Below are 20,929 nucleotides of genomic sequence, written 5' to 3' on the forward strand. Positions count from 1 at the left end.
AAGCTGTTAGACGGAAGGTATAGCAAGAGCGGCGCGCTCACTACCCCCGCGTAGGAAATTCGTACGTTCCCTCCACGGTGCAGGCGCGCGCGTGGTGTTGGTGTGCCCCGGCGCGGAGGCCCTGCGGCCTTGCCCGCGGGCGGGTGCGGGAGGCCGTGACGGTCCGCCGCGGCCCAGGCGTCCGGTGTCAACGCCAACTCGTTACGACCCGGTTGCGCCCCGATCGCACGCCGATTTGTCGTGTCCCTGAAAAGAGAGCGCATTCTGTCAGTGCTCGCAGCCTTGTCAGTGGAACCTTGGCGGCCCTATTCTCGGCGACCAGAAAGCGCTTTCCCTTTCTTCAGGCCTCGTTACGGCGGGCGTCACACCGCGGCAACTTCGGCGGTCCGCCCGCACCAACTACGGTACGCGGCACCTGCACGTTCGGCACGACCGCACCACGCGGCTTCCCCACCCGTGATCCGAGACGAATGAGGACGAACATGAGGCGACCAGTCGCGCTGCGACTCTCTGCGGCGCTGTCCACGATGGCCCTGGCGGCCGCGACCGGGGCGGTCCTGACCGTGCCCGAGGCCTCGGCGGCGACCGGCGGCGCCACCGGCTACGCGAGTCAGAACGGCGGGACCACCGGTGGCGCCGGCGGTCAGACCGTACGGGCCACCACCGGCACCCAGATCCACCAGGCCCTGTGCGGCCGGGCCAGCAGCAGCACCCCGATCACCATCGAGGTCGAGGGGACCATCAACCACGCCAACACCGCCAAGGTGTCCGGCGGCAGCTGCAACACGGCGGCCGGTGTCATCGAGCTCAAGCAGATCAGCAACGTCACGCTCGTCGGCGTCGGCAGTGGCGCCGTCTTCGTTCAACTGGGCATCCACATACGCCAGTCCAGCAACATCATCATCCAGAACGTGACCGTCAAGAACGTCAGGAAGTCCGGCTCGCCCACCTCCAACGGCGGCGACGCCATCGGCATGGAGAGCGACGTCCGCAACGTCTGGGTCGACCACGCCACCCTGGAGGCGTCCGGCGGCGAGTCGGACGGGTTCGACGGCCTCTTCGACCTGAAGGACAACACCCAGTACGTGACCCTGTCCTACAGCACCCTGCGCAACTCGGGCCGGGGCGGCCTCATCGGCTCCAGCGAGACCCAGCTCAACAACGGCTTCGTCACCTTCCACCACAACCTGTACGAGAACGTCGACTCCCGCACGCCCCTGCTGCGCGGCGGCATCGCCCACATCTACAACAACTACTACGTGAAGCTCAACAAGTCCGGGATCAACTCCCGGGCCGGCGCCCACGCCAAGGTGGACAACAACTACTTCAAGGACTCCAAGGACGTCCTGGGCACCTTCTACACCGACACGACCGGCTACTGGCAGGTCAGCGGCAACACCTTCGACAACGTGACCTGGTCCACCCCCGGCAGCGACAACCACCCGGCGGGCCCCAACCCCCAGTCCAACACCACGGTCAGCATCCCCTACGCCTACAGCCTCGACGCGGCCTCCTGCGTGCCCGACATCGTGACCCGGACGGCGGGCGCCAACAAGGGTCTGAAAGTCTCGGACGGCAACTGCTCCCCGACGAACCCGACCGACCCCACCAACCCCACCGACCCGACCGATCCCACCGACCCGACGGACCCGACCACGCCCGGCGGGACCAACCTCAGCATCGGCGCCGGCGCCGACGGCTCCAGCAAGGCGAGCGGGACGAGCTACGGCAACGTGCGCGACGGCGACATGAACACCTACTGGTCGCCGTCCGGCTCGACCGGCTCCGTCTCCATCAAGTGGCCCTCCGCCACCAGCGTCTCCGCGCTCGACATCCGGGAGGCGGCGGGCGCCCAGGGCGCCATCGGCTCCTGGCGGGTCCTCGACGCCGACACCGGGGCGGTCCTGAAGACCGGCAGCGGCGCCGGCGCCATCACGATCCCCACCACCTCACTGCGCAAGATCACCTTCGAGATCACCGGCTCCAGCGGCACGCCGAAGATCGCGGAGTTCGAGACGTACGCCGGCTAGCGGCGCATTCGCAGGCAGGCAGGCAGGCAGGCAGGCAGGCAGGCAGGCAGGCCGGTCCGGGGAGCACCACCTTTCCCGGGCCGGTTTTCCCCGCAGACATGAGTACCGCCCGGCGGGCAAGCCGCACGGTATGACACGGACACCGCATTCTGGCACCGACCGAGAAGACGACGAGCGCGCCGGTGACGGCCACGAGCCGCAGGTGGGGCCCGGCGAAGAGGTGGAGGAACGGGCACCGGACCAGCCGACCGAGCTGAGCGGCCGGTCCTGGCGCGCCGTGCTGCGCTCCACCGCCAGGGAGTTCAAGGACGACGAGCTCGCCGACCGGGCCGCGGCGCTCACGTACTACGGCGTCCTGTCGCTGTTCCCCGCACTGCTGGTGCTGGTGTCCCTGCTGGGCATCGCGGGGGAGTCGGTCACCCAGCGGGTCCTGGACAACCTGCGCAAGCTCGCGCCCAGCTCCGCCCGCGACGTGATCACCGACGCCGTGCAGCAGCTCCAGGGCAACGCCGGCGTCGGGTCGGTGATGGCGATCGTGGGCCTGGCCGTCGCCGTGTGGTCGGCCTCCGGCTACATCGCCGCGTTCATCCGCACCTCGAACGCCGTCTACGACCTGCCCGAGGGGCGGCCGGTCTGGAAGGTCCTGCCGCTGCGCCTCGCCCTGACCGTCACCCTGATGGTCCTCGCCTGCGTCAGCGCGCTCATCGTCGTCTTCTCCGGCGGCCTGGCCCGGCAGGCGGGGACCGCCCTGGGCATCGGCGACACCGCCCTGACCGTGTGGTCGATCGCGAAGTGGCCGGTCCTGGTCCTCCTCGTCACGCTCATGATCGCGCTGCTGTACTGGGCCGCCCCGAACGCCAAGGGCCGCGGCTTCAGGTGGATCACCCCGGGCAGCTTCCTGGCCCTGCTGATCTGGCTGGCGGCCTCGGCCGGGTTCGCGTTCTACGTCGCGAACTTCGCCTCGTACAGCAAGACCTACGGCACCCTCGCCGGCGTGATCGTGTTCCTGGTGTGGCTGTGGATCACCAACCTGGCGATCCTGCTCGGCCTCGAGTTCGACGCGGAGATGGCCCGCCGACGCGCGATCGCCGGGGGACTGCCCGAGGATGAGGAGCCGTACGTGGAACCCCGCGACACCCGAGCCTGGAGCGAGGCGGACCGCCGCCGCATGGAGGAATGACGTGCGGGCGGTACCTGGGCGTTCGCAGGGTAGTCGTGCCAGGACCACAGATCGAGGAAGGCAAGGAGACCTCGCCATGAGCACGATGGAGCGACAGACCCACGCCACCGACGAATCGGTGAACGTGCTGGTCTCACGGGCCTCGCAGCAGATCTCGGAGCTGGTCCGCGAGGAGATGCAGCTCGCCCGGGCGGAACTGACCCGGAAGGGCAAGCGGTACGGGAAGGGCGGCGGCCTCTTCGGCGCCGCGGGACTGCTGGGCTTCCTGACGGCCCAGGCCCTGGTGGCGACCTGCATAGCCGCCCTCGCGTCGGCGCTGCCGGTGTGGGCGGCGGCCCTCATCGTCACGGCGGTGCTGGCGGCCGTGGCCGCCGTGGCCGCGCTGGCTGGGAAGCGGCAGATCACCGAGGCCGGGGGCCCCGCACCCGAGCAGACCATCGACAGCGTCAAGGCCGATGTGGCAGAGATCAAGGAAAAGGCACACCGATGAGCGAGACACCCCGGACGGACACCGAGAACCCCACCCCCGAGGACCTGCGCCGACAGGTCGAGCACACCCGCGACGAACTCGGGCACACCGTCGAGGCGCTGGCGGCCAAGGCCGACATCAAGGCGCAGGCGAAGGAGAGGACGGCCGCTGTGAAGCAGCAGACCGCGGAGAAGACCGCCCTGGCCACGGGTCAGGTGCGCGAGAAGGCCGGTCAGGTCGCGCAGAAGCTGAAGGACCGGACACCCGACCCCGTCCTGGAGAAGACGGCGCAGGCCGCCGCCCAGGTACGCGACGGCGCCGCCCGGGCCGGACAGTACGCGGTGGACAAGACGCCCGACCCGCTGCTGCAGACGGCCGGCCAGGCCGCGACAGCGGCGCGCGCCAACCGCAAGCCGCTGCTGGCGGCGGCCGGTGCGCTGCTCCTCACCGTGCTGCTGGTCCGCCGCAGCCGGGGGCACCGCCGGTGAAGGCGGCCAAGATCGCCTACAAGCCGGTCGGGCTGGTCCTGGGCGCCGTCGGGGGCATGGTCGCGGGCGTCGCGTTCAAGCAGGTGTGGAAGGCCATCGAGGGCGAGGGTGACGCGCCCGACGCCATGGACGAGGACCGTCCCTGGCGGCAGATCCTGCTCGCCGCCGCCGTCCAGGGCGCGATCTTCGCCGTGGTCAAGGCCGCCGTCGAGCGGTCGGGCGCGGTGACCGCCCGCCGCCTGACGGGTACCTGGCCGGGCTGACGGATCGGAAAGCGGAGGTGACGGCGCCCGTGACCACGCCGCCGCCACCTCCGCCGTCCGGTGCGGGAACCTATCGGCTGCCGGCCGCTGCGGCGGTCTCGCCGCTCCGGTCGCCGTGCAGGTGGTAGACGTTGAAGGCCTTGCGGATGACGGGCTGGGCGACATTGCGCACGGGGACGCCGCCGCTGGTCATCCCGTGTTCCGTACCCGCGTGCGCATGGCCGTGGACGGCCAGGTCCGCCCCCGCCGCGTCGATGGCCTCCGCCAGCAGATAGCTGCCGAGGAAGGGGTAGATCTCCAGGGGTTCCCCCGCGAGGGTGTCCGGCACCGGCGCGAAGTGGGTCAGCGCGATGCGCTCCTGGCACCCCTGCCCGGCCAGCTCCTCCAGCGAGGTCCGCAGCCCGTCGGCGCAGCGGCGGGTGTACCGGATGAACTCCTTCATCAGGGGCTCCCCGAACTCGCTGCCGCTCCGCCCGGCGAAACCGCCGCCGAACCCCTTGGTGCCCGCGACACCCACCCGCCGGCCACCGGTCTCGACGACGGTGCCCTCGCCCTCCAGCACCCGCACGCCCGCCTCGCGGAGGATGGCGGTGACCTCCTCCGGCCGCTCGTCGTGATGGTCGTGGTTGCCGAGCACGGCGACCACCGGCACCGCCAGACCGGCGACCTCCCGGGCGACCACGCGGGCCTCCTCCGGTGTGCCGTGGCGGGTGAGGTCCCCGGCGAGGAGCAGCAGGTCCGCGCATTCGGGAAGCGTCTCGAAGGCGGGCCGGAGCACCCCTTGGCTGTCGGGGCCCATATGGATGTCCCCCACGGCGGCGACGCGGATCACAGGACCTCCTCCGAGTGGTCCGGGGCCGCCGAATCGGCGACGACGACGTCGAAGCGGACCGTCAGCCCGGACAGTTCGTCGTTCACGGTGCCCATCAGCTCCTCGCGGCAGTGCGCGGTGGGGACGGTACCGACGACGGTCACGGACGACCCGCGGTTCTCGATACGGATACCGAGCTCGCCCGTCTCCTCCGCGGCGAGCCGGTCCTTCAGATGGGCGATGCGGTACTCGACATCGGCTGGGGCGTTCATCGTTCTCCTCCTTGCGCTGCGACGACTCCGAGGCGTTCCAGCAGGTAGAGGAAGGCGTCCGGCATCGGTGACTCCCCGTACTCGCGGCGCAGGGCCGGCCAGTCGACCCTCTCGCGCAGCTGCCTGGCGATCGGCAGTACGGCGCCGAAGTCGCAGTGGTGCTCGGAGAAGGCGGCCAGCAGCGACCGCATCAGATCGGTCGGCGCCAGCACCGGCATGTGCACCGAGTCCACGGAGAGGTCCATGGCCCGGCCCAGCAGTTCCGGGGTGACCGGCTCGTTGGCCACTTCGAGGATGAGGTCGATGTCCTGGCCGAGGCACTTGGCCTTGAGCAGCCAGTCCTCGGGCGGCGTGAACACCGGCAGCCCGGCCTCCTCCAGGGTGGCCGCGACCGCTTCGGCGTCCTCGGGCCGGACGCAGAAGTCCGCGTCGTGCTGGAGGTTGCCGGTCCCGCCGTGCGCGTACACGGCGACACTGCCGGCCAGGGCGAAGGCGTGCCCGCTCCGCTTGAGGATGACGGCGACCTGCTTGGTCGCCTCCAGGATGGCCTGGTTCAGGTCGGGCGGAAGCCCCTCGGTGCGGACCTCGTGGTGCGGCGACCCACCGGCCGCCCCACTGGCCGCCCCACCGGCCGGCCCGCCGCCCGGGGCACCCACCGGACGCGTACCGCTGACTGGCTCGCGTCCGTGGGGAGGGGGGTCCTGCGCGTTCCGCGTCACCTGCTGCTCCGTTTCCGGACGCCGGCTGCTGCACTGGTCACGATGTGTCCCTGTATACCGCAGGGACCACCACGCCACCTCTTCATACCGCAGGGACCACCGCGCCACCTCTTCGCCGGGACGGCCGAACGGGCCGCACCTCTGTCGCGGTGGGCGGGCGAATCCGGCGGCGATCGGGGAACGTGGAGCGTATGAGCCCTTCGCAGACCCCGGACCCCGATCCGGAACCCCGCAAGACCACAGGCCTCGAGCCCGGCGGGGGCGTCCCACCGGGCGAGACCCCGCCCGCCGAGGGCGGTATGTCGGGGACGGGGCCCCAGGACACCACCTACAACCCGCCCAAGGGCTGGGCAAAGGCCCCGATGGCGCTGATCATCGGCCTGACGCTGCTCATCGCGGCGTTCTTCCTGGTCTACGCGATCATCCTGCTGCTCTGAGGCGCGGGGGAGCGGCGACCCGAACAGCCGAACGGGACGGCGCCGACGGCTGTCCGCCCGCACGGACCGCTCCATCCGGCCGTGTGCGTAAACCTCGCATAGCTTGGTGAACCGGAGCATACGTACACGTTTCGAAGGAGTCGACACACGTGACGGACGTATCGAGCAGGGGCCCCGCCGCCGGTGACGAACGCGAGACGCTCACCAACCGGCAGGGCCACCCCGTCTACGACAACCAGAACCAGCGCACCGTCGGCGCCCGGGGCCCGGCCACGCTGGAGAACTACCAGTTCCTGGAGAAGATCAGCCACTTCGACCGCGAGCGCATCCCCGAGCGCGTCGTCCACGCCCGGGGCGTGACCGCGTACGGCTACTTCGAGGCGTACGGAGCCTTCGGCGACGAGCCCATCAGCCGCCTCACCCGCGCCAAGCTCTTCCAGGAGCGCGGCAAGCGTACGGACCTCGCCGTGCGCTTCTCGACCGTCATCGGCGGTCACGACTCGTCCGAGGCCGCCCGCGACCCGCGCGGCTTCGCGGTGAAGTTCTACACCGAGGACGGCAACTGGGACCTCGTCGGCAACAACCTGGGGATCTTCTTCATCCGGGACGCGATCAAGTTCCCCGACGTGATCCACGCGCTCAAGCCGGACCCCGTCACGTTCGAGCAGCAGCCGAGGCGCATCTTCGACTTCATGTCGCAGACGCCCGAGTGCATGCACATGCTGGTCAACCTGTTCAGCCCGCGCGGCATCCCGGCGGACTACCGCCACATGCAGGGCTTCGGCGTCAACACGTACAAGTGGGTCAACGCCGAGGGCGAGTCCTTCCTGGTCAAGTACCACTGGATGCCCAAGGCCGGCGTCCGCAGCATGACCGAGGAGGACGCGGCCAACGTCCAGGCGGACAGCCTCGGCCACGCGACCAAGGACCTGTACGAGTCGATCGCGCGCGGCGACCACCCGGAGTGGGAACTGCTCGTGCAGGTGATGGACGACCACGATCACCCCGAGCTGGACTTCGACCCGCTCGACGACACCAAGACCTGGCCCGAACAGGACTTCCCGCCCAGGGCGGTCGGCCGGATGGTGCTCGACCGGATGCCGGAGAACTACTTCGCCGAGAACGACCAGATCTCCTTCGGCACCGGTGTGCTGGTGGACGGGCTCGACTTCTCCGACGACAAGATGCTGGTGGGCCGCACCTTCTCCTACAGCGACACCCAGCGCTACCGCGTCGGCCCCAACTACCTGCAACTGCCCGTCAACCAGCCCAAGAACGCCGAGGTGCGCACCAACCAGCGCGACGGCCTGATGGCGTACCACGTAGACGGTGGCGGCGAGAACCCCGTCGTCAACTACGAGCCGTCCGTCACAGGAGGCCTGCGGGAGGCGCAGTACCCCACGCACGACGAGGTGGGGCCGGAGGTACGCGGCAGGCTCACGCGCAAGCGCATCCCGCGCGCCAACGACTACCTCCAGGCGGGCCAGCGCTACCTCCTGATGGAGCAGTGGGAGCGGGACGACCTGGTCCACAACTTCATCGATCTGCTCTCCCAGTGCGACCGGCCGGTCCAGGAGCGGATGGTCTGGCACTTCCTGCTCGTGGAGAACGAGTTGGGCCTCAAGGTCGGCGAAGGCCTCGGCATCAGCGCACAGGACGTGAAGGGCCTGGAGCCGCTGGCCGGCCAGGACCTGACCGACGAGGACCGGCAGCGGCTCTCCCGCCTGGGTGACAACCCGCCGCGCGACGTCGCCGGACTGACGATGACCCACTGCGTACCGAACGAGCGGCACGTGGTCACCCGCTGACGCGCCCCGTCGCGTTCGGTCCCCCGCGGCGAGCCGCGGGGGACCGGCGTCACGAGTACGGCGTCGTCCCGACAAGGGGAACGACCAGTACGTGCCTGCCACTCCGACGTGTCCCTCGCCCGCATGGCAAGGTAGCCGCGGGACGGGCAGGAGCCGGCAGAACTCCTCCCCGCCGTGCTCGGCACACAAGGAGGAGATCACTGATGTCCCGCCCGGTATCTCGGCCGGTTGGAATCAAGGACGTGGCGCGGGCCGCCGGTGTGTCCGTCGGCACGGTCTCCAACGTGATCAACCGCCCCGCCGGGGTCGGCGCCGAGACGCGGAGCAGGGTCCTGTCCGCGATCGAGCAACTGGGCTACGTGCGCAGCGAATCGGCGCGACACCTGCGGGCCGGCCAGAGCCGAGTCGTGGGCCTGGTCGTCCTCGACATGGGCAACCCCTTCTTCGTCGACGTGGCCCGTGGCGCCGAGCGCACCGCACGGGACAAGGGGCTCGGCGTCATGGTCTGCAACAGCGCGCGGAGCCGGAGCGACGAGGCGGATTACCTGTCCCTCTTCGCCGAGCAGCGCGTCCGCGGGGTACTGCTGGCGCCGGCCGATGCCGGCGGACGCAACATCGAGACCCTTCGACGCTCCGGAATCCCGTTCGTCCTCGTGGACCGGGTGGGGGACGACCCGGAGACCTGCTCCGTCTCGGTGGACGACGTGCTGGGCGGCGCCCTCGCCGTACGTCACCTCCTGGAGGCCGGACACGAGTCGATCGCCTACGTCAGCGGCCCCAAGACGCTGAGCCAGGTCCGGGACCGGCGAACAGGGGCACTCAACGCGCTGCGCGAGGCCGGCCACACCCCTGCTGCCCTGCGGGAGCTGACCACCGAGCGGCTCGACGTCGCCGCCGGCCGGGACGCGGGTGCCAGGCTCCTCGGCCTGGCGCACCGGCCGACAGCGGTGTTCTGCGCGAACGACCTGCTCGCGCTCGGGGTGCTGCAGGCGATGTACTCCGCGGGCGTGCGTGTTCCCGAGGACATCGCGATCGTCGGGTACGACGACATCGCATTCGCTGCCGCGGCCGCCGTTCCGCTGACCTCGGTGCGGCAGCCGGCGGTGGCCATGGGCACGTTGGCCGCGGAACTCCTGATCGAGGAGACGGAGGGCGCCCCGCACGAGCACCGCGGCGTGATCCTGCAGCCCGAACTGGTCGTCCGCAGATCCAGCCTGACTTCGCCGACGCGCTGGACATGAGCCGCGTAAGGGCCTGCCCTGCCGCGACGACCGTCATCGAGAGACGCCCGTAAGAATCTCGTAAGGCCTCTGGAGTGAAGGCGGAATCTTTGGGCACAGGATGTCTCGGAGGTTGATAATCATGGTTCCTATCATTCTTGTTCTGCTGCTCGCCCTGATTCTCTTCGGCGCCGGTTTCGCACTGAAGGCGCTGTGGTGGATCGCAGTGATTGTGCTGGTGGTATGGCTGCTCGGATTCGTGATCCGGCCGACGGCCAATGGCAAGCGGGGCCGCTGGTACCGATGGTGACTGCCACCGGCTGAGCAGACCCCTCATGGCGTGCGGGCGGGCCGCGACGATTCGACGTCGCGGCCCGCCCGCACGCCATTCGTATGCCGGTCCCACATCATCGGAGACGGGATCGAGGATAAGTAATGCAATGCAGGGCACCCGGGAAAGGTGACCGGGGATTTCATCCAGAACCATGACCTCCAGGGATGAGATCTCCGGTCACTCACACGTTGAGGGGACCTTTCTTGCCTCACGGAGAAATCAGTAGCTACTGATGTCAGTCCCTGGTGGCATCAAGGGGTGCTGATGTGGGAGCATCAGTGCATGCTGACTTCAGTCGACACTGATGTTATTCGGGTTCTGGGTGATCCGCTGCGCATGCGGGTGGTCGCCCTGCTGGCCCGGGAGACGCTCTGCATGTCGCATCTGGTCGAGGAGACCGGTGCCAAGCAGACGAACCTGTCCAACCACATGAAGGTCCTGCGCGAAGCCGGCCTGGTGGAGACCGAGCCGTGCGGCCGGTTCACCTACTTCAAGCTGCGCCCCGAGGTCCTGGCCTCGGTGTCCGCGCACTTCGCCGAGCTCGCCGAGTCCGCCCGTAGTGCCGTCGAGAACAAGAGGGCCTGTCCGTGACCTCCGCCGAGCCCGCCGCCGCCCGCCCGGCCCCGGGAGCCGGGGGCGAGGACTCGATCGTCAGGAAGCTCTCCACGCTCGACCGGTACCTCGCGGTGTGGATTCTGCTCGCCATGGCCGTCGGTCTGGGCCTGGGCCGCCTCATTCCGGGGATGAACGACGCGCTCGCGAAGATCGAGGTCGGCGGGATCTCCCTTCCGATCGCCCTCGGTCTGCTGGTGATGATGTACCCGGTGCTGGCCAAGGTCCGCTACGACCGGCTCGACACGGTCACCGGGGACCGCAGGCTGATGGTGTCCTCGCTGGTCATCAACTGGATCGTCGGACCGGCGGTCATGTTCGCGCTGGCCTGGACCTTCCTGCCGGATTTGCCCGAGTACCGCACCGGCCTGATCGTCGTCGGCCTGGCCCGCTGCATCGCCATGGTCATCATCTGGAACGACCTCGCCTGCGGCGACCGGGAGGCCGCAGCGGTCCTCGTCGCCCTGAACTCGGTCTTCCAGGTCCTGGCCTTCGGCGTGCTGGGCTGGTTCTACCTCGACCTGCTGCCCCGGTGGCTCGGCCTCGGCGACGGGCAGGGGCTGGACGTACCCGTCTGGCACATCGCCCTGAACGTCGTCGTCTTCCTCGGCGTGCCGCTGCTCGCCGGGTTCCTGACCCGCCGTATCGGCGAGAAGAGGATGGGCCGCGAGTACTACGAGCGGAAATTCCTGCCGAAGATCGGCCCCTGGGCCCTGTACGGCCTGCTGTTCACGATCATCATCCTGTTCGCTCTGCAGGGGAAGACGATCACCTCGCAGCCGCTGGACGTCGTACGGATCGCACTGCCGCTGCTGGCGTACTTCGCGATCATGTTCTTCGGGTCCTTCCTGCTCGGCAAGGGCCTCGGCCTCGCCTACGACCGTACGAGCACCCTCGCGTTCACCGCGGCGGGCAACAACTTCGAACTCGCCATCGCGGTCGCCATCGCCACCTTCGGCGTCACCTCCGGACAGGCCCTCTCCGGCGTCGTCGGACCCCTCATCGAGGTCCCCGTCCTGATCGGCCTCGTCTACGTCGCCCTCGCCTGGCGCAAGAAGTTCGCCCCCGACGCCCGCACCACGCCCGGAAGGGAAAGCTGATGCACTGTCTGGAATGCCACGCCGAAGGAAGGGACGGCCATGCCGTCGGGGTGTGCCACAGGTGCGGAGCCGCCGTGTGTGCGCGTCACGTCCGCACGGCGACCCGCAGCGTGCGCCACGGGAGCCTCGTCGGCACCCCCGGTGAACACCGGGAGTGCACCCTGCTGTGCCCGGTCTGCGCCGAAGCCCACGCCCCGGCCGTAGCGGCGCGCACTCCGTGACCACCACCGATGTCGTCGTGATCGGCGGCGGGCAGGCAGGGCTCGCCGCCGGGTACCACCTGCGCCGCAAGGGCCTGGACTTCGTGATCCTCGACGCCCAGAACACCGCGGGCGGTGCCTGGCAGCACACCTGGGACTCCCTGCACCTGTTCTCCCCGGCCGGCTACTCCTCGCTGCCGGGGCGGCTCATGCCCGTACAACCGGGCCAGGAATACCCCGACGCCGCTCACGTGGTCGACTACCTGAGCGACTACGAGCAGCGCTACAGCCTGCCCGTTCACCGCCCGGTCACGGTCCGCGCGGTTCACCGGGACGGGACACGGCTGCGGGTGGAGACGGATGCCGCCGACTGGTCGGCGCGGGCGGTCGTCTCGGCGACCGGCACCTGGTGGCGCCCCTTCCTCCCCGCCGCTCCGGGCCGGGAGACGTTCACGGGCCGCCAGCTGCACACCACCGGCTACCGGCGCCCGTCCGACTTCGCCGGGCAGCGTGTCGTCGTGGTCGGTGGGGGGAACTCCGGCGCGCAGATCGCCGCCGACCTCGCCGCCCACGACGGCATCGACCTCACCTGGGTTACCCGGCGCCCGCCCCGCTTCCTCGCCGACGACATCGACGGCCGGGCCCTGTTCGACGCCGCGACCGCCCGACGCCGGGCGCTGGACGAAGGCCGCCCCGACTCCGGCGGCGTCGCCTCGCTCGGCGACATCGTGGCCGTCCCGCCGGTCCGCGCGGCACGAGACGCGGGGCTCCTCAGGACGCGGCGGATGTTCGAGCGGCTTGTCACCGACGGCATCCGGTGGCGCGATGGCACCACCGCCCACGCGGACGCGGTGATCTGGTGCACCGGGTTCCGGCCCTCCCTCTCCCATCTGGCCCCGCTGGGCCTGCGCGGTGAACGGGGCCGCATCGCCACCGACAGGACGCGCGCGGCCGGTGAACCGCGGCTGCACCTTCTCGGCTACGGCGACTGGACGGGCCCGGCCTCCGCCACCCTCATCGGTGTGGGCCGCCCCGCTCGCGACACTGCCGAGAGCGTCGCGGGGCTTCTCGACGGGTGACCGTTACGGATCTGCCGAGGCCCATGGCGTCGGGCTGCCGGCGTACAAGTGAACGTGTCGGAGGCGTACGCCGACACGGGCCGAGGCTACGACGGCGCAGGGCGCCCCTGCGGCACCTCGTCGGCGATGACGTCCCTGCCGCCGCCGAAGGGCACTGACTGACCGGCCGCGGCCTCGGTCAGCGTTCCGCGGCTGCCGGGCGCAGGTCGAGCATCGCGGACATGGCGGCCACGACGGACGGCGCGACCTGGTAGTACACCCAGGTCCCGCGCCGCTCGGAGGTCAGCAGACCGGCCTCGCGCAGCTTCTTGAGGTGGTGGGAGACGGTCGGCTGGGAGACGCCGACGTCCTGGATGTCGCACACGCACGCCTCGCCCCCCGGATGCGAGGCGACCTTGGAGAACAGGCGCAGCCGCACCGGGTCGGAGAGCGCCTTGAACATCACGGCCATCCTCTCCGCGTCATCCCGCGACAGCTCCGCCGCCGTGAGCGGCGGGCAGCACGGCACCACGGCCTGCGCGTCCAGGACCGATAGTCCCTCGGCCTTTGAATTCGACATGTGTCTATCTTGACGTCCATCTATACCGAAGGCAAGCTTCAGACATCGACAGCAATCGAATCAATGGTCGAACCCTGCCTGCCTCGGAGGACATCAGCACCATGAACACCACCACTGCGGACCTTCCGGTTGTCGTCATCGGAGCCGGACCCGCCGGACTGGCCGCCGCCGCGCACCTGATCGAACACGGCATCACCCCGCTGGTCCTGGAATCCGGGCCGACCGCCGCCTCCGCCGTACGCGACTGGTCGCACGTACGGCTGTTCTCCACCTGGGGCGAGGTGACCGATCCGGCAGCCGAGAAGCTCCTGGCCCCGACCGGCTGGACGAAGCCCGACGCGGGCACCTACCCGTCCGGAGGGGACTGGGCCGAGCAGTACCTGCAGCCCCTCGCCGATGCCCTCGGCGACCGCGTACGCCTCGGGGCCACCGTCACCGGGGTCTCACGCGCCGGCCGCGACCGGATCGTCGACGCCGACCGCGAGGGCCAGCCCTTCGTCGTCCACCTCACCACCACCGACGGCGGCGAGGAGCGTGTCCTCGCCCGCGCCGTCATCGACGCCTCCGGCACCTGGAGCACCCCGAGCCCCGCCGGGGCCGGCGGTCTGCCCGCCGTCGGCGAGAAGAAGGCGGCCGACCGCATCACCTACCGCGTGCCCGACCTCAAGGACCCCGCCGTCCGCGCCCGTTACGCGGGCAAGCGCACCGCCGTCATCGGATCGGGCGCCTCCGCCTTCACCGCACTCGCCGCACTCGCCGAAGTGGCGAAGGACGAACCCGGTACACACGGGGTATGGATCGTGCGCCGCGGCATCAGCGACTCCACCTTCGGCGGGGGAAGCGCCGACCAGCTTCCGGCACGCGGCGCCCTGGGGCTCGCCGCGAAGGCCGCCGTCGACCAGGGGTGCGCCGACGCTGTCACCGGCTTCCGCACGGAGGCCGTCGAACGCGACGGCGACGGCCGGCTCGTCCTGGCCGCCGAGGACGGGCGCCGCCTGGACCCGGTCGACGAGGTGATCGTGCTGACCGGATTCCGCCCGGACCTCTCGTTCCTCTCCGAGATCCGCCTCGGCCTCGACGAACGCCTCCAAGCACCCACCGAGCTGGCCCCGCTGATCGACCCCAACCAGCACTCCTGCGGAACCGTCTACCCGCACGGCCACCGCGAACTGTCCCACCCCGAACAGGGCATCTACCTGGTCGGCATGAAATCCTACGGCCGCGCCCCGACCTTCCTCGCCATGACCGGATACGAGCAGATCCGCTCCGTCACCGCCGCCCTCGCCGGCGACACCGAAGCCGCCGACCGCGTCGAGCTCACCCTCCCCGAAACCGGAGTCTGCGGCGGCGCCGGCCTCTTCGACGCCCCGGACGCCGACCGGACCGACGGCGGCTGCTGCTGCGCCGCCCCCGAACCCGCACTGGTACAACTCGGCGGCGGCGCGGAGCTTGACGCAGCCGCCGGTGACCTGCGGGGTCTCACCGGCTCAGCCTCTCAAGGCTGACCCCGGGGGCCAACTGGGACTAGAAGATCGCCCAGGGCAAGCACCGCACCCAGGCCCTGCTCTGCCTCGTCGGACGCCGGGCCGACGCCCTCTTCGCGATGCTCCGCGACGGAACCTTTTACGAAGCCCGGCCGGCCGGCCCCTGACCAGCGTCCCTGTCAGGCATCACCACGACGAGGAGTCGGGGTCGGCCTCCAGAACAGCCCGCAGCTCTGCGAAGCGCCGGTCCTGCGAGGAGCCCGCGGCCAGCTCGCTCAGCGCATAGGCCGTGGTCTTGAAACCGTCTCCGTGATGGAACTCCGCGCCCCACGCACCCAGCCGCACCGAAGTCACCTCGTCCAACCCCAGGCGGTGGGTACCCCACGGATTGACCGCCACAAGCCCGTCAGGGCCAACCTCAAGCCGGACCCTGAGAACCGCCCACCAGAAGAACAACGCAACGCCAACAGCCAGCCCTGTCCACAGGCCGGCCTTCCGGGCCGCCTCGGCTCCCGGAGAAGAAACCCATCCCGCCCAACCGAAGAGTGCCTTCGCCCCCACAACAGCCGGCATCACATAACCCGCAGCGCAAGCCGCCCCACCCACCCGCCACACCGACACCGAGTCCCCGCCCTGATCAGCCATGCCCGCATTGTGGTCCGTGCGACTCCTCCACTTGGCCGCAGCCGTAGATGCCCGAGCGCACCTGTGCGGGCCGGCGGCATGACGCATCCCGACGCCACCCCGTTCACCGTCCAGGTGGACCTCATCCAGTGTCATCAGTGAACCCCTTCCGACCTGGCGGGTGGGTGGGTCGGCAGCCCTGGAGGACCCCAACGCATCGATCTCTCCAGCCGCACACTGCGGCATCTCTCCGATCACTGCGGCATCTCTCCGGTCTTCTCGCAGGTCACCGCCGTTGTCCGAGCCGTCGTCGCCCTCGAACCCTCCAGCTGACCAAGACGGAAGCGGCTCATTGAGACGGGTGCGAGGGGCCCCGGCCAGCGGCCCGGTTGTGGCACGGGGTCCGACTTCAGGTCCCACGCTCCGCTCCTGGCCCCCGTCCAGGCCATCCGTGTGACGGTGATCACGGCCGTCCTTCGGGGGCGCTGCGTAGGCTTGGGCTGTCGCGATGGTGGGGTCCGCGAGAGCGGGTGAAGCCCTCCCTCGGTCGCCTGGCGAGGCGTCGGAAATGTCAGCGAGTGGTCAGCACGCGGGTCCTGGAAAACCTGGGAAGAGCTGCCCGGACATGCGACTCGCTGTAGGGTGTCTAAACAGCCCTTGACCTGCAAAAACGCAGGCAGGGAGCCTACTTTTGGGAGTGCTTCGATGATGCGAACGATGTTCAAGTCCAAGATCCACCGCGCCACCGTGACCCAGGCCGACCTGCACTATGTCGGGTCTGTCACGGTCGATGCCGAGCTCATGGAAGCCGCGGATCTGCTGCCCGGCGAGCTCGTCCACATCGTGGACATCGACAACGGTGCCCGGCTGGAGACGTACGTCATCGAGGGGGAGCGCGGCTCCGGGGTGATCGGGATCAATGGTGCCGCCGCCCACCTCGTGCACCCGGGTGACCTGGTCATCCTCATCAGCTACGCCCAGGTCGACGATGCCGAGGCGCGCGCCCTCGTTCCGCGTATCGTTCACGTCGACGCGGACAACCGCATCGTCGCACTCGGCGCCGACGCCTCCGCGCCCGTGCCGGGCAGTGACACCGAGCGCAGCCCGCACGCGGTGCCCGCGGCGCGCTGAAGCGTCTCGTCCAGCTAGGGAGCAGCCCCGCCATGGCAGAGCAAACCGGGCCCGAGATCCGTGACGACCGGGCGGCGGGCAAGCTGCTGGCGTACGAGGACGGCGGGCCCGTCGGGGGCATCGCGTACTTCGTGATGGGCGGGGAGCCCGCCGGGCTCGTCGTCGTGCACACGGTCGTCGAGCCCGGGCACGAGGGCAAGGGCATCGGAGGCGCCCTGGTCGGTGAGTTCTACGCCATGGCGGGCCGCGAGGGCGTGCCCGTCGTCCCGCTGTGCCCGTACGCCGCCAAGTGGGCCTCGCGCCATCCCGAGGAGGCCCCCGAGGCGTCGGTCGAACTGGTGGAGCGGGCGAAGGTGCAACTCGCCTTGCACCCCGAGCTGTACTGACGGCGGGGACGGCGGGGACGGACGTGTCGCCGGTGACGCTCGCGCTGCTGCACACCTCGCCGGTCCACGTTCCGGTCTTCGACGCCCTGCGCGACGCCGACCACCCGGGGCTCGTCCTGCGCCATGTGGTGCGCGAGGAACTGCTCACCCGGGCCGGGGCGCGGGGGCCGGAGGCGGTGGCGGACGAGGTGGAGGCGCTGGTCGCGGAGACGGTCGCCGAGGGGGCGGACGCCGTGCTCTGCACGTGTTCGACCATCGGTGCCGTGGCCGAGTCCGCCGGGGTGGCGCTCGGCGTCCCGGTCCTGCGCGTCGACCGGCCGATGGCCGCGTCCGCCGTCCGCGCGGGACGGGTCACCGTCCTCGCCACCCTCGCCTCCACCCTGGCGCCGACCCGCGCGCTGCTCGCCGAGGAGGCGGTCAGGGCCGGTCTCCCCGCGGCGGATGTGCGTACCGTGCTGGTGGCGGGCGCCTGGGAGCGCTTCGCGGCCGGTGACGTAGACGGATGTCTGGACCTCGTGGCCGCCGCGGCCGACGCGGTGACGGACGCCGATGTCATCGTGCTCGCGCAGGGCTCCATGGCCGGTGCGGCCGACCGTACGACGACCCGTGTCCCGGTGCTGTCCAGCCCGCGCCCCGGGCTGGCCGCCGCGGTGGTGGTGGTGGCGGCCGGTCGCTGAGCCGGCCGGGGCCGTGCCCTTGGTCCGTACGTATGGGCTCGCCGGGCGAGGGAAGCCGCTCCGGGAGACGGTGGAAGAGATCCACCCCCGACCGTTCGGAGGCCCGAGATGACTCATCCGTTCCCCGACCCCGTACCGCCGGCACCCACGCCCGGGCCGATTCCGGGGCCGCCGCAGCCGCTGCCCGAGCCGACGCCGACCCCGCCGGGACCGGCGCCGACGCCGCCCTCGCCCACCCCGCCAGGGCCCGCACCCGAACCGATTCCGCAGCCGCCGTCGCCGGACCCCGAGCCGGTGCCGCCGCCCGAGCCCGAGCCGTCACCGGCCGGCTGACCGGCGACGACCGGTCAGCCCGCGGCCAGCAAGGCGTTTGCCCGCGCGGTCACCTCGGTCAGCACCCGGCCCGCCGTGGCCAGGTCCTCGGCCGGCAGGCCCGCGTACAGCGGGGCCGTGGCGTCGGCGACGCCGGTCCTGTGCTCACGCTCCAGCGCCTCGCCGGCGGCGGTGAGGGCCAGCAGGGGCTGTTCGCCGGGCCGCTCCTCCAGCAGCCCGGCCGACGTCAGCTCCGACAGGGTCTGCTCCGCCACGGACACGTCCAGCTTCACGGCGCCGGTCATGCGCTCGATCAGCCGGCGGCGCTCGATGATCCCGCCCTTGTCGGCGGTGGCGGTCAGCGCCACGGACTGGTGGAAGGTGATGCCGCTCGTCGCCAGCAGCCGTTTCAGGACGGCCCGGGTGGCGTAGTGGGCCATGCCGATGATCTGGCCGTTGACAGGGGGTGCGGTAGTCATGGTTACTCCTTGGAAGAGCCGGTGACTGCGGGAACCGGCACGTCGAGCAGTGCCGTCAGTGCTTGGGTGAACGCCTCGGTGTCCAGGCCGTCGAGGCCGCCCAGGGGTGCCAGTAGCCCGTTGACGAGCTGCCGCACCACCTCGACCGCGCGGCCGGTCGCCGCGCGGCCCTCCACGGTCAGCGAGAGCTGGACCGCTCTGCTGTCCGAGGGGTCGGCGGCCCGCTCGACGAGCCCCGCGGCCTCCAGACCGCGGGCCAGTTTCGAAACGTAGAGCGCTTCGAGTCCGGTGTGCTCGGCGAGTGCGCGCTGACTCGGCCGCAGCCCCGCCCGCTCCATCCCCAGCAGGGACGCCACCAGCGAATACTGCGCGTGGGTCAGCCCGAGCGGAGCCAGCGCCCGGTCGAGCGCCACCCGCCATTTCATGGACAGGCGCCAGACCAGGAAACCCGGGGTCGCGCCCTCGATCGCGTCGCTCATGGCAGATACCGTACATGGCTACTATGTACATGGCTACTAAATTTCGGCCCGTCGCCGCCCGTCGCCGCTGCCTTCCGAGTGCCGGACGCCCCCGAACCCCGCCGCGAGTACGCGGGTCAGTCGCGCAGGCTCAGCAGCGCGTCCGCGTGTGCGAGGCCGCTCTCGGCGGAGACCGAGTCCAGCGACTGGGCGTCGCGCACCGGCGCGAAGCGGACCACCGGCTCCGGGTGCCCCGCCTGCGCGGCCACGTCGAATCCGTACACCGCCGGGCGCGGCAGGCTGTTGTACGACCACGGCGTGGAGAAGTAGTACGCGCCCGTGTCGTACAGCACCACGTAGTCGCCGGCCCGCAGTTCGGGCAGTTCCCTGGCGTGCGCGACGACGTCTCCCGCGAAGCAGCACGGGCCCGCGATGTCCTGGACCAGCGCGGGCCCGTCCTTGGGCCGCCCCTCGGCGTCGAAGGCGCCGACCCGCAGCGGCCAGGCCTCCGGCATGAAGACGGTACGGGTGGCGGTCTGGGCGCCCGCGTGGGTGAGCGCTATGCGGCGGCCGCCCGCGTTCTTCGTGTACTCGACCAGCGCGCCGATGAACCCGTTCTTGGCGAGCAGCGACCGGCCGAACTCGGTGACCAGTTCGTACCGGCCGTCGAAGAGTCCGGGCACGGCCGCCCGCAGGGCCGCCGCGTAGGCGGCGAAGCTGGGGCGGATCTCGTCGTCGGCGAAGTTGACCGGGAGGCCGCCGCCGATGTCGAGACCCGTGATCTGCCGGCGGCCGAGGGCGTCGTTGATCTCCTCGGCCAGCCGGTACGTCTCGCCGATCCCGGCCGCGATCAGCTCCAGGGAGCAGCCCTGCGAGCCGACATGCGCGTGCAGGCGGGTCAGCCAGGGGTGCGCGGCGAACGTCTTCACGACCTGCTCGCGCGCGCCGGGGTCGCGCAGCGCCACGCCGAACTTCGACGTGGCCGTGGCCGTGCTCATCGCGCCGATGGAGCCGCCGCCGACCTGCGGGTTGACCCGCAGCCCGATGGCGGACACCGCGTCGGACGGGCGCAGCGAAGCGATCCGGTCCACCTCGTCGAGGTTGTCGGCGTTGATCGCCACGCCGACCGCCAGGGCGCGGCGGATCTCGTCCCGGGTCTTGGCGGGGGAGTCCAGCACGATCTTCGACGGCGCGAACCCGGCGTCGAGCGCGAGCCGCAGCTCACCCGGGCTCGCGACCTCGCAGCCCATGCCGCACCGGGCGAGCAGCCGCAGTACGGGCACGAGCGAGGAGGCCTTCGCGGCGAACGTGTGCAGTACGGCGGGCACCCCGGGGAACGCCTCGTGCAGGGCGGCGACCGACGCGCGTACGCCGTCCGTGTCGATGAAACCGGCGACCGGGCTGGACTCGCCGAGCAGCCCGGAGGCCACGGCGTGGCGGACCGCGGCCGCGACACGCGCGGATGGAGTCAGGACGGAGGGCGACGTCGGGGCGGGGGGCGACGTCAGGGCGGAGGGCGATGAAGGGAGGCTCATGGAGCCAGATTCGGTGATGGGTGCCCCCAGGTCTCTGTCCAGGCGGACAACAACGGTGCACCGCCTTGGCCGCTCGGCCAACAGCTCGTGCGAGTCCGCCCCCGGCCGGTGGCCGACAGCTGGTGCCGGCCGGCCGACTGGCCGTCCTTGGCCGGTGCCGGTGGTCGGCGGCCTGTACGGACTGCCTTCGGCCGGTGGCCGGCAGCGTGTGCGCGACCGGTCCCAGCCTGGTGGCCGTAAGCCGTAAGCCGTGAGCAGTGAG

24 protein-coding genes are annotated in these 20,929 nt (G+C 70.8%); 16 read left to right on the forward strand and 8 right to left on the reverse strand.

What is annotated here, in order from left to right; all coding sequences use genetic code 11:
- Positions 1–482 precede the first annotated feature (482 nt).
- The 5 genes from E6P78_RS07380 (at position 483) to E6P78_RS07400 (ending at position 4,430) form a co-directional block, all read left to right on the forward strand.
- Positions 483–2,030, forward strand: coding sequence for a pectate lyase (locus E6P78_RS07380; RefSeq protein ID WP_136202698.1), 1,548 nt, complete (start codon positions 483–485; stop codon positions 2,028–2,030).
- Between the two features lie 130 nt (positions 2,031–2,160).
- Positions 2,161–3,210: a YihY/virulence factor BrkB family protein gene (locus E6P78_RS07385; protein WP_136202699.1), complete on the forward strand. Its 1,050-nt coding sequence runs from the start codon at positions 2,161–2,163 to the stop codon at positions 3,208–3,210.
- 76 nt (positions 3,211–3,286) lie between these two features.
- Positions 3,287–3,700, forward strand: a complete 414-nt coding sequence (locus tag E6P78_RS07390; RefSeq protein ID WP_136202700.1) for a phage holin family protein — start codon at positions 3,287–3,289, stop codon at positions 3,698–3,700.
- A complete protein-coding gene (locus E6P78_RS07395) occupies positions 3,697–4,167 on the forward strand; it encodes a DUF3618 domain-containing protein (protein ID WP_136202701.1) in 471 nt (156 codons plus the stop codon). The genes E6P78_RS07390 and E6P78_RS07395 overlap by 4 nt, the downstream gene beginning before the upstream one ends.
- On the forward strand, positions 4,164–4,430 hold the full coding sequence (locus E6P78_RS07400; RefSeq protein ID WP_136202702.1) for a DUF4235 domain-containing protein: 267 nt from the start codon (positions 4,164–4,166) through the stop codon (positions 4,428–4,430). Before E6P78_RS07395 ends, E6P78_RS07400 begins: the two co-directional genes overlap by 4 nt.
- A 70-nt stretch (positions 4,431–4,500) precedes the next feature.
- On the opposite strand, the gene E6P78_RS07405 is transcribed toward E6P78_RS07400, so the two are convergent.
- From E6P78_RS07405 to E6P78_RS07415, 3 genes are read right to left on the reverse strand one after another with little or no spacing between them, the layout of a single operon-like run.
- Positions 4,501–5,262, reverse strand: coding sequence for a metallophosphoesterase (locus E6P78_RS07405; protein ID WP_136202703.1), 762 nt, complete (start codon positions 5,260–5,262; stop codon positions 4,501–4,503).
- Positions 5,259–5,513: a hypothetical protein gene (locus E6P78_RS07410; protein WP_136202704.1), complete on the reverse strand. Its 255-nt coding sequence runs from the start codon at positions 5,511–5,513 to the stop codon at positions 5,259–5,261. Before E6P78_RS07410 ends, E6P78_RS07405 begins: the two co-directional genes overlap by 4 nt.
- Complete coding sequence (locus E6P78_RS07415; protein ID WP_240799094.1) at positions 5,510–6,169, reverse strand: nucleotidyltransferase family protein; 660 nt, start codon at positions 6,167–6,169, stop codon at positions 5,510–5,512. Before E6P78_RS07415 ends, E6P78_RS07410 begins: the two co-directional genes overlap by 4 nt.
- Positions 6,170–6,423: 254 nt before the next feature.
- Here E6P78_RS07415 and E6P78_RS07420 point away from each other — a divergent pair, with 254 nt between their 5' ends.
- The 7 genes from E6P78_RS07420 to E6P78_RS07455 all read left to right on the forward strand — a co-directional run bounded on the left by E6P78_RS07420 (position 6,424) and on the right by E6P78_RS07455 (position 13,022).
- Complete coding sequence (locus E6P78_RS07420; RefSeq protein WP_136202705.1) at positions 6,424–6,669, forward strand: DUF6480 family protein; 246 nt, start codon at positions 6,424–6,426, stop codon at positions 6,667–6,669.
- A 149-nt stretch (positions 6,670–6,818) separates the two neighbouring features.
- Entirely contained in the window at positions 6,819–8,477 is a 1,659-nt protein-coding gene (locus tag E6P78_RS07425) for a catalase (protein WP_136202706.1), read from the forward strand.
- A gap of 203 nt (positions 8,478–8,680) precedes the next feature.
- Positions 8,681–9,718 (forward strand): LacI family DNA-binding transcriptional regulator, encoded by a 1,038-nt coding sequence (locus E6P78_RS07430; protein WP_136202707.1) that lies wholly within the window; start codon positions 8,681–8,683, stop codon positions 9,716–9,718.
- Positions 9,719–9,839: 121 nt separating this feature from the next.
- Positions 9,840–10,007 carry a hydrophobic protein gene (locus E6P78_RS07435; protein WP_136202708.1) on the forward strand — a complete coding sequence of 56 codons (168 nt, stop codon included), beginning with the start codon at positions 9,840–9,842 and terminating at the stop codon, positions 10,005–10,007.
- A 306-nt stretch (positions 10,008–10,313) separates the two neighbouring features.
- Positions 10,314–10,622 (forward strand): metalloregulator ArsR/SmtB family transcription factor, encoded by a 309-nt coding sequence (locus E6P78_RS07440; RefSeq protein ID WP_136202709.1) that lies wholly within the window; start codon positions 10,314–10,316, stop codon positions 10,620–10,622.
- Positions 10,619–11,743, forward strand: a complete 1,125-nt coding sequence (gene arsB, locus E6P78_RS07445) for an ACR3 family arsenite efflux transporter (protein ID WP_136202710.1) — start codon at positions 10,619–10,621, stop codon at positions 11,741–11,743. Before E6P78_RS07440 ends, arsB begins: the two co-directional genes overlap by 4 nt.
- A 217-nt stretch (positions 11,744–11,960) precedes the next feature.
- Positions 11,961–13,022, forward strand: a complete 1,062-nt coding sequence (locus tag E6P78_RS07455; protein ID WP_136202712.1) for an ArsO family NAD(P)H-dependent flavin-containing monooxygenase — start codon at positions 11,961–11,963, stop codon at positions 13,020–13,022.
- 178 nt (positions 13,023–13,200) lie between these two features.
- On the opposite strand, the gene E6P78_RS07460 is transcribed toward E6P78_RS07455, so the two are convergent.
- Positions 13,201–13,581: a metalloregulator ArsR/SmtB family transcription factor gene (locus tag E6P78_RS07460; protein WP_136202713.1), complete on the reverse strand. Its 381-nt coding sequence runs from the start codon at positions 13,579–13,581 to the stop codon at positions 13,201–13,203.
- 101 nt (positions 13,582–13,682) lie between these two features.
- On the opposite strand from E6P78_RS07460, the gene E6P78_RS07465 reads away from it, so the two are divergent.
- Positions 13,683–15,086 (forward strand): NAD(P)-binding domain-containing protein, encoded by a 1,404-nt coding sequence (locus E6P78_RS07465; RefSeq protein WP_136202714.1) that lies wholly within the window; start codon positions 13,683–13,685, stop codon positions 15,084–15,086.
- A 165-nt stretch (positions 15,087–15,251) separates the two neighbouring features.
- Here the strand turns inward: E6P78_RS07465 and E6P78_RS07475 are convergent, their stop codons facing one another.
- Positions 15,252–15,710, reverse strand: a complete 459-nt coding sequence (locus tag E6P78_RS07475; RefSeq protein ID WP_240799095.1) for a PH domain-containing protein — start codon at positions 15,708–15,710, stop codon at positions 15,252–15,254.
- 684 nt (positions 15,711–16,394) lie between these two features.
- Here E6P78_RS07475 and panD point away from each other — a divergent pair.
- The 3 genes from panD to E6P78_RS07490 are packed head-to-tail and all read left to right on the forward strand — an operon-like array spanning position 16,395 to position 17,883.
- A complete protein-coding gene (gene panD, locus E6P78_RS07480) occupies positions 16,395–16,820 on the forward strand; it encodes an aspartate 1-decarboxylase (RefSeq protein ID WP_136202715.1) in 426 nt (141 codons plus the stop codon).
- Positions 16,821–16,852: 32 nt separating this feature from the next.
- Positions 16,853–17,206 (forward strand): GNAT family N-acetyltransferase, encoded by a 354-nt coding sequence (locus E6P78_RS07485; protein ID WP_136202716.1) that lies wholly within the window; start codon positions 16,853–16,855, stop codon positions 17,204–17,206.
- A 32-nt stretch (positions 17,207–17,238) separates the two neighbouring features.
- Entirely contained in the window at positions 17,239–17,883 is a 645-nt protein-coding gene (locus tag E6P78_RS07490) for an aspartate/glutamate racemase family protein (protein WP_136202717.1), read from the forward strand.
- A gap of 347 nt (positions 17,884–18,230) precedes the next feature.
- Here the strand turns inward: E6P78_RS07490 and E6P78_RS07500 are convergent, their stop codons facing one another.
- The 3 genes from E6P78_RS07500 to E6P78_RS07510 form a co-directional block, all read right to left on the reverse strand.
- Entirely contained in the window at positions 18,231–18,674 is a 444-nt protein-coding gene (locus E6P78_RS07500; protein ID WP_136202719.1) for a hypothetical protein, read from the reverse strand.
- Between the two features lie 2 nt (positions 18,675–18,676).
- Positions 18,677–19,153: a MarR family transcriptional regulator gene (locus E6P78_RS07505; RefSeq protein WP_136202720.1), complete on the reverse strand. Its 477-nt coding sequence runs from the start codon at positions 19,151–19,153 to the stop codon at positions 18,677–18,679.
- 116 nt (positions 19,154–19,269) lie between these two features.
- Positions 19,270–20,667: a diaminopimelate decarboxylase gene (locus tag E6P78_RS07510; RefSeq protein ID WP_136202721.1), complete on the reverse strand. Its 1,398-nt coding sequence runs from the start codon at positions 20,665–20,667 to the stop codon at positions 19,270–19,272.
- Positions 20,668–20,929 lie beyond the last annotated feature (262 nt).

Origin of the sequence: Streptomyces sp. A0958 (assembly GCF_004795035.1) — a bacterium.
Taxonomy (GTDB): domain Bacteria; phylum Actinomycetota; class Actinomycetes; order Streptomycetales; family Streptomycetaceae; genus Streptomyces.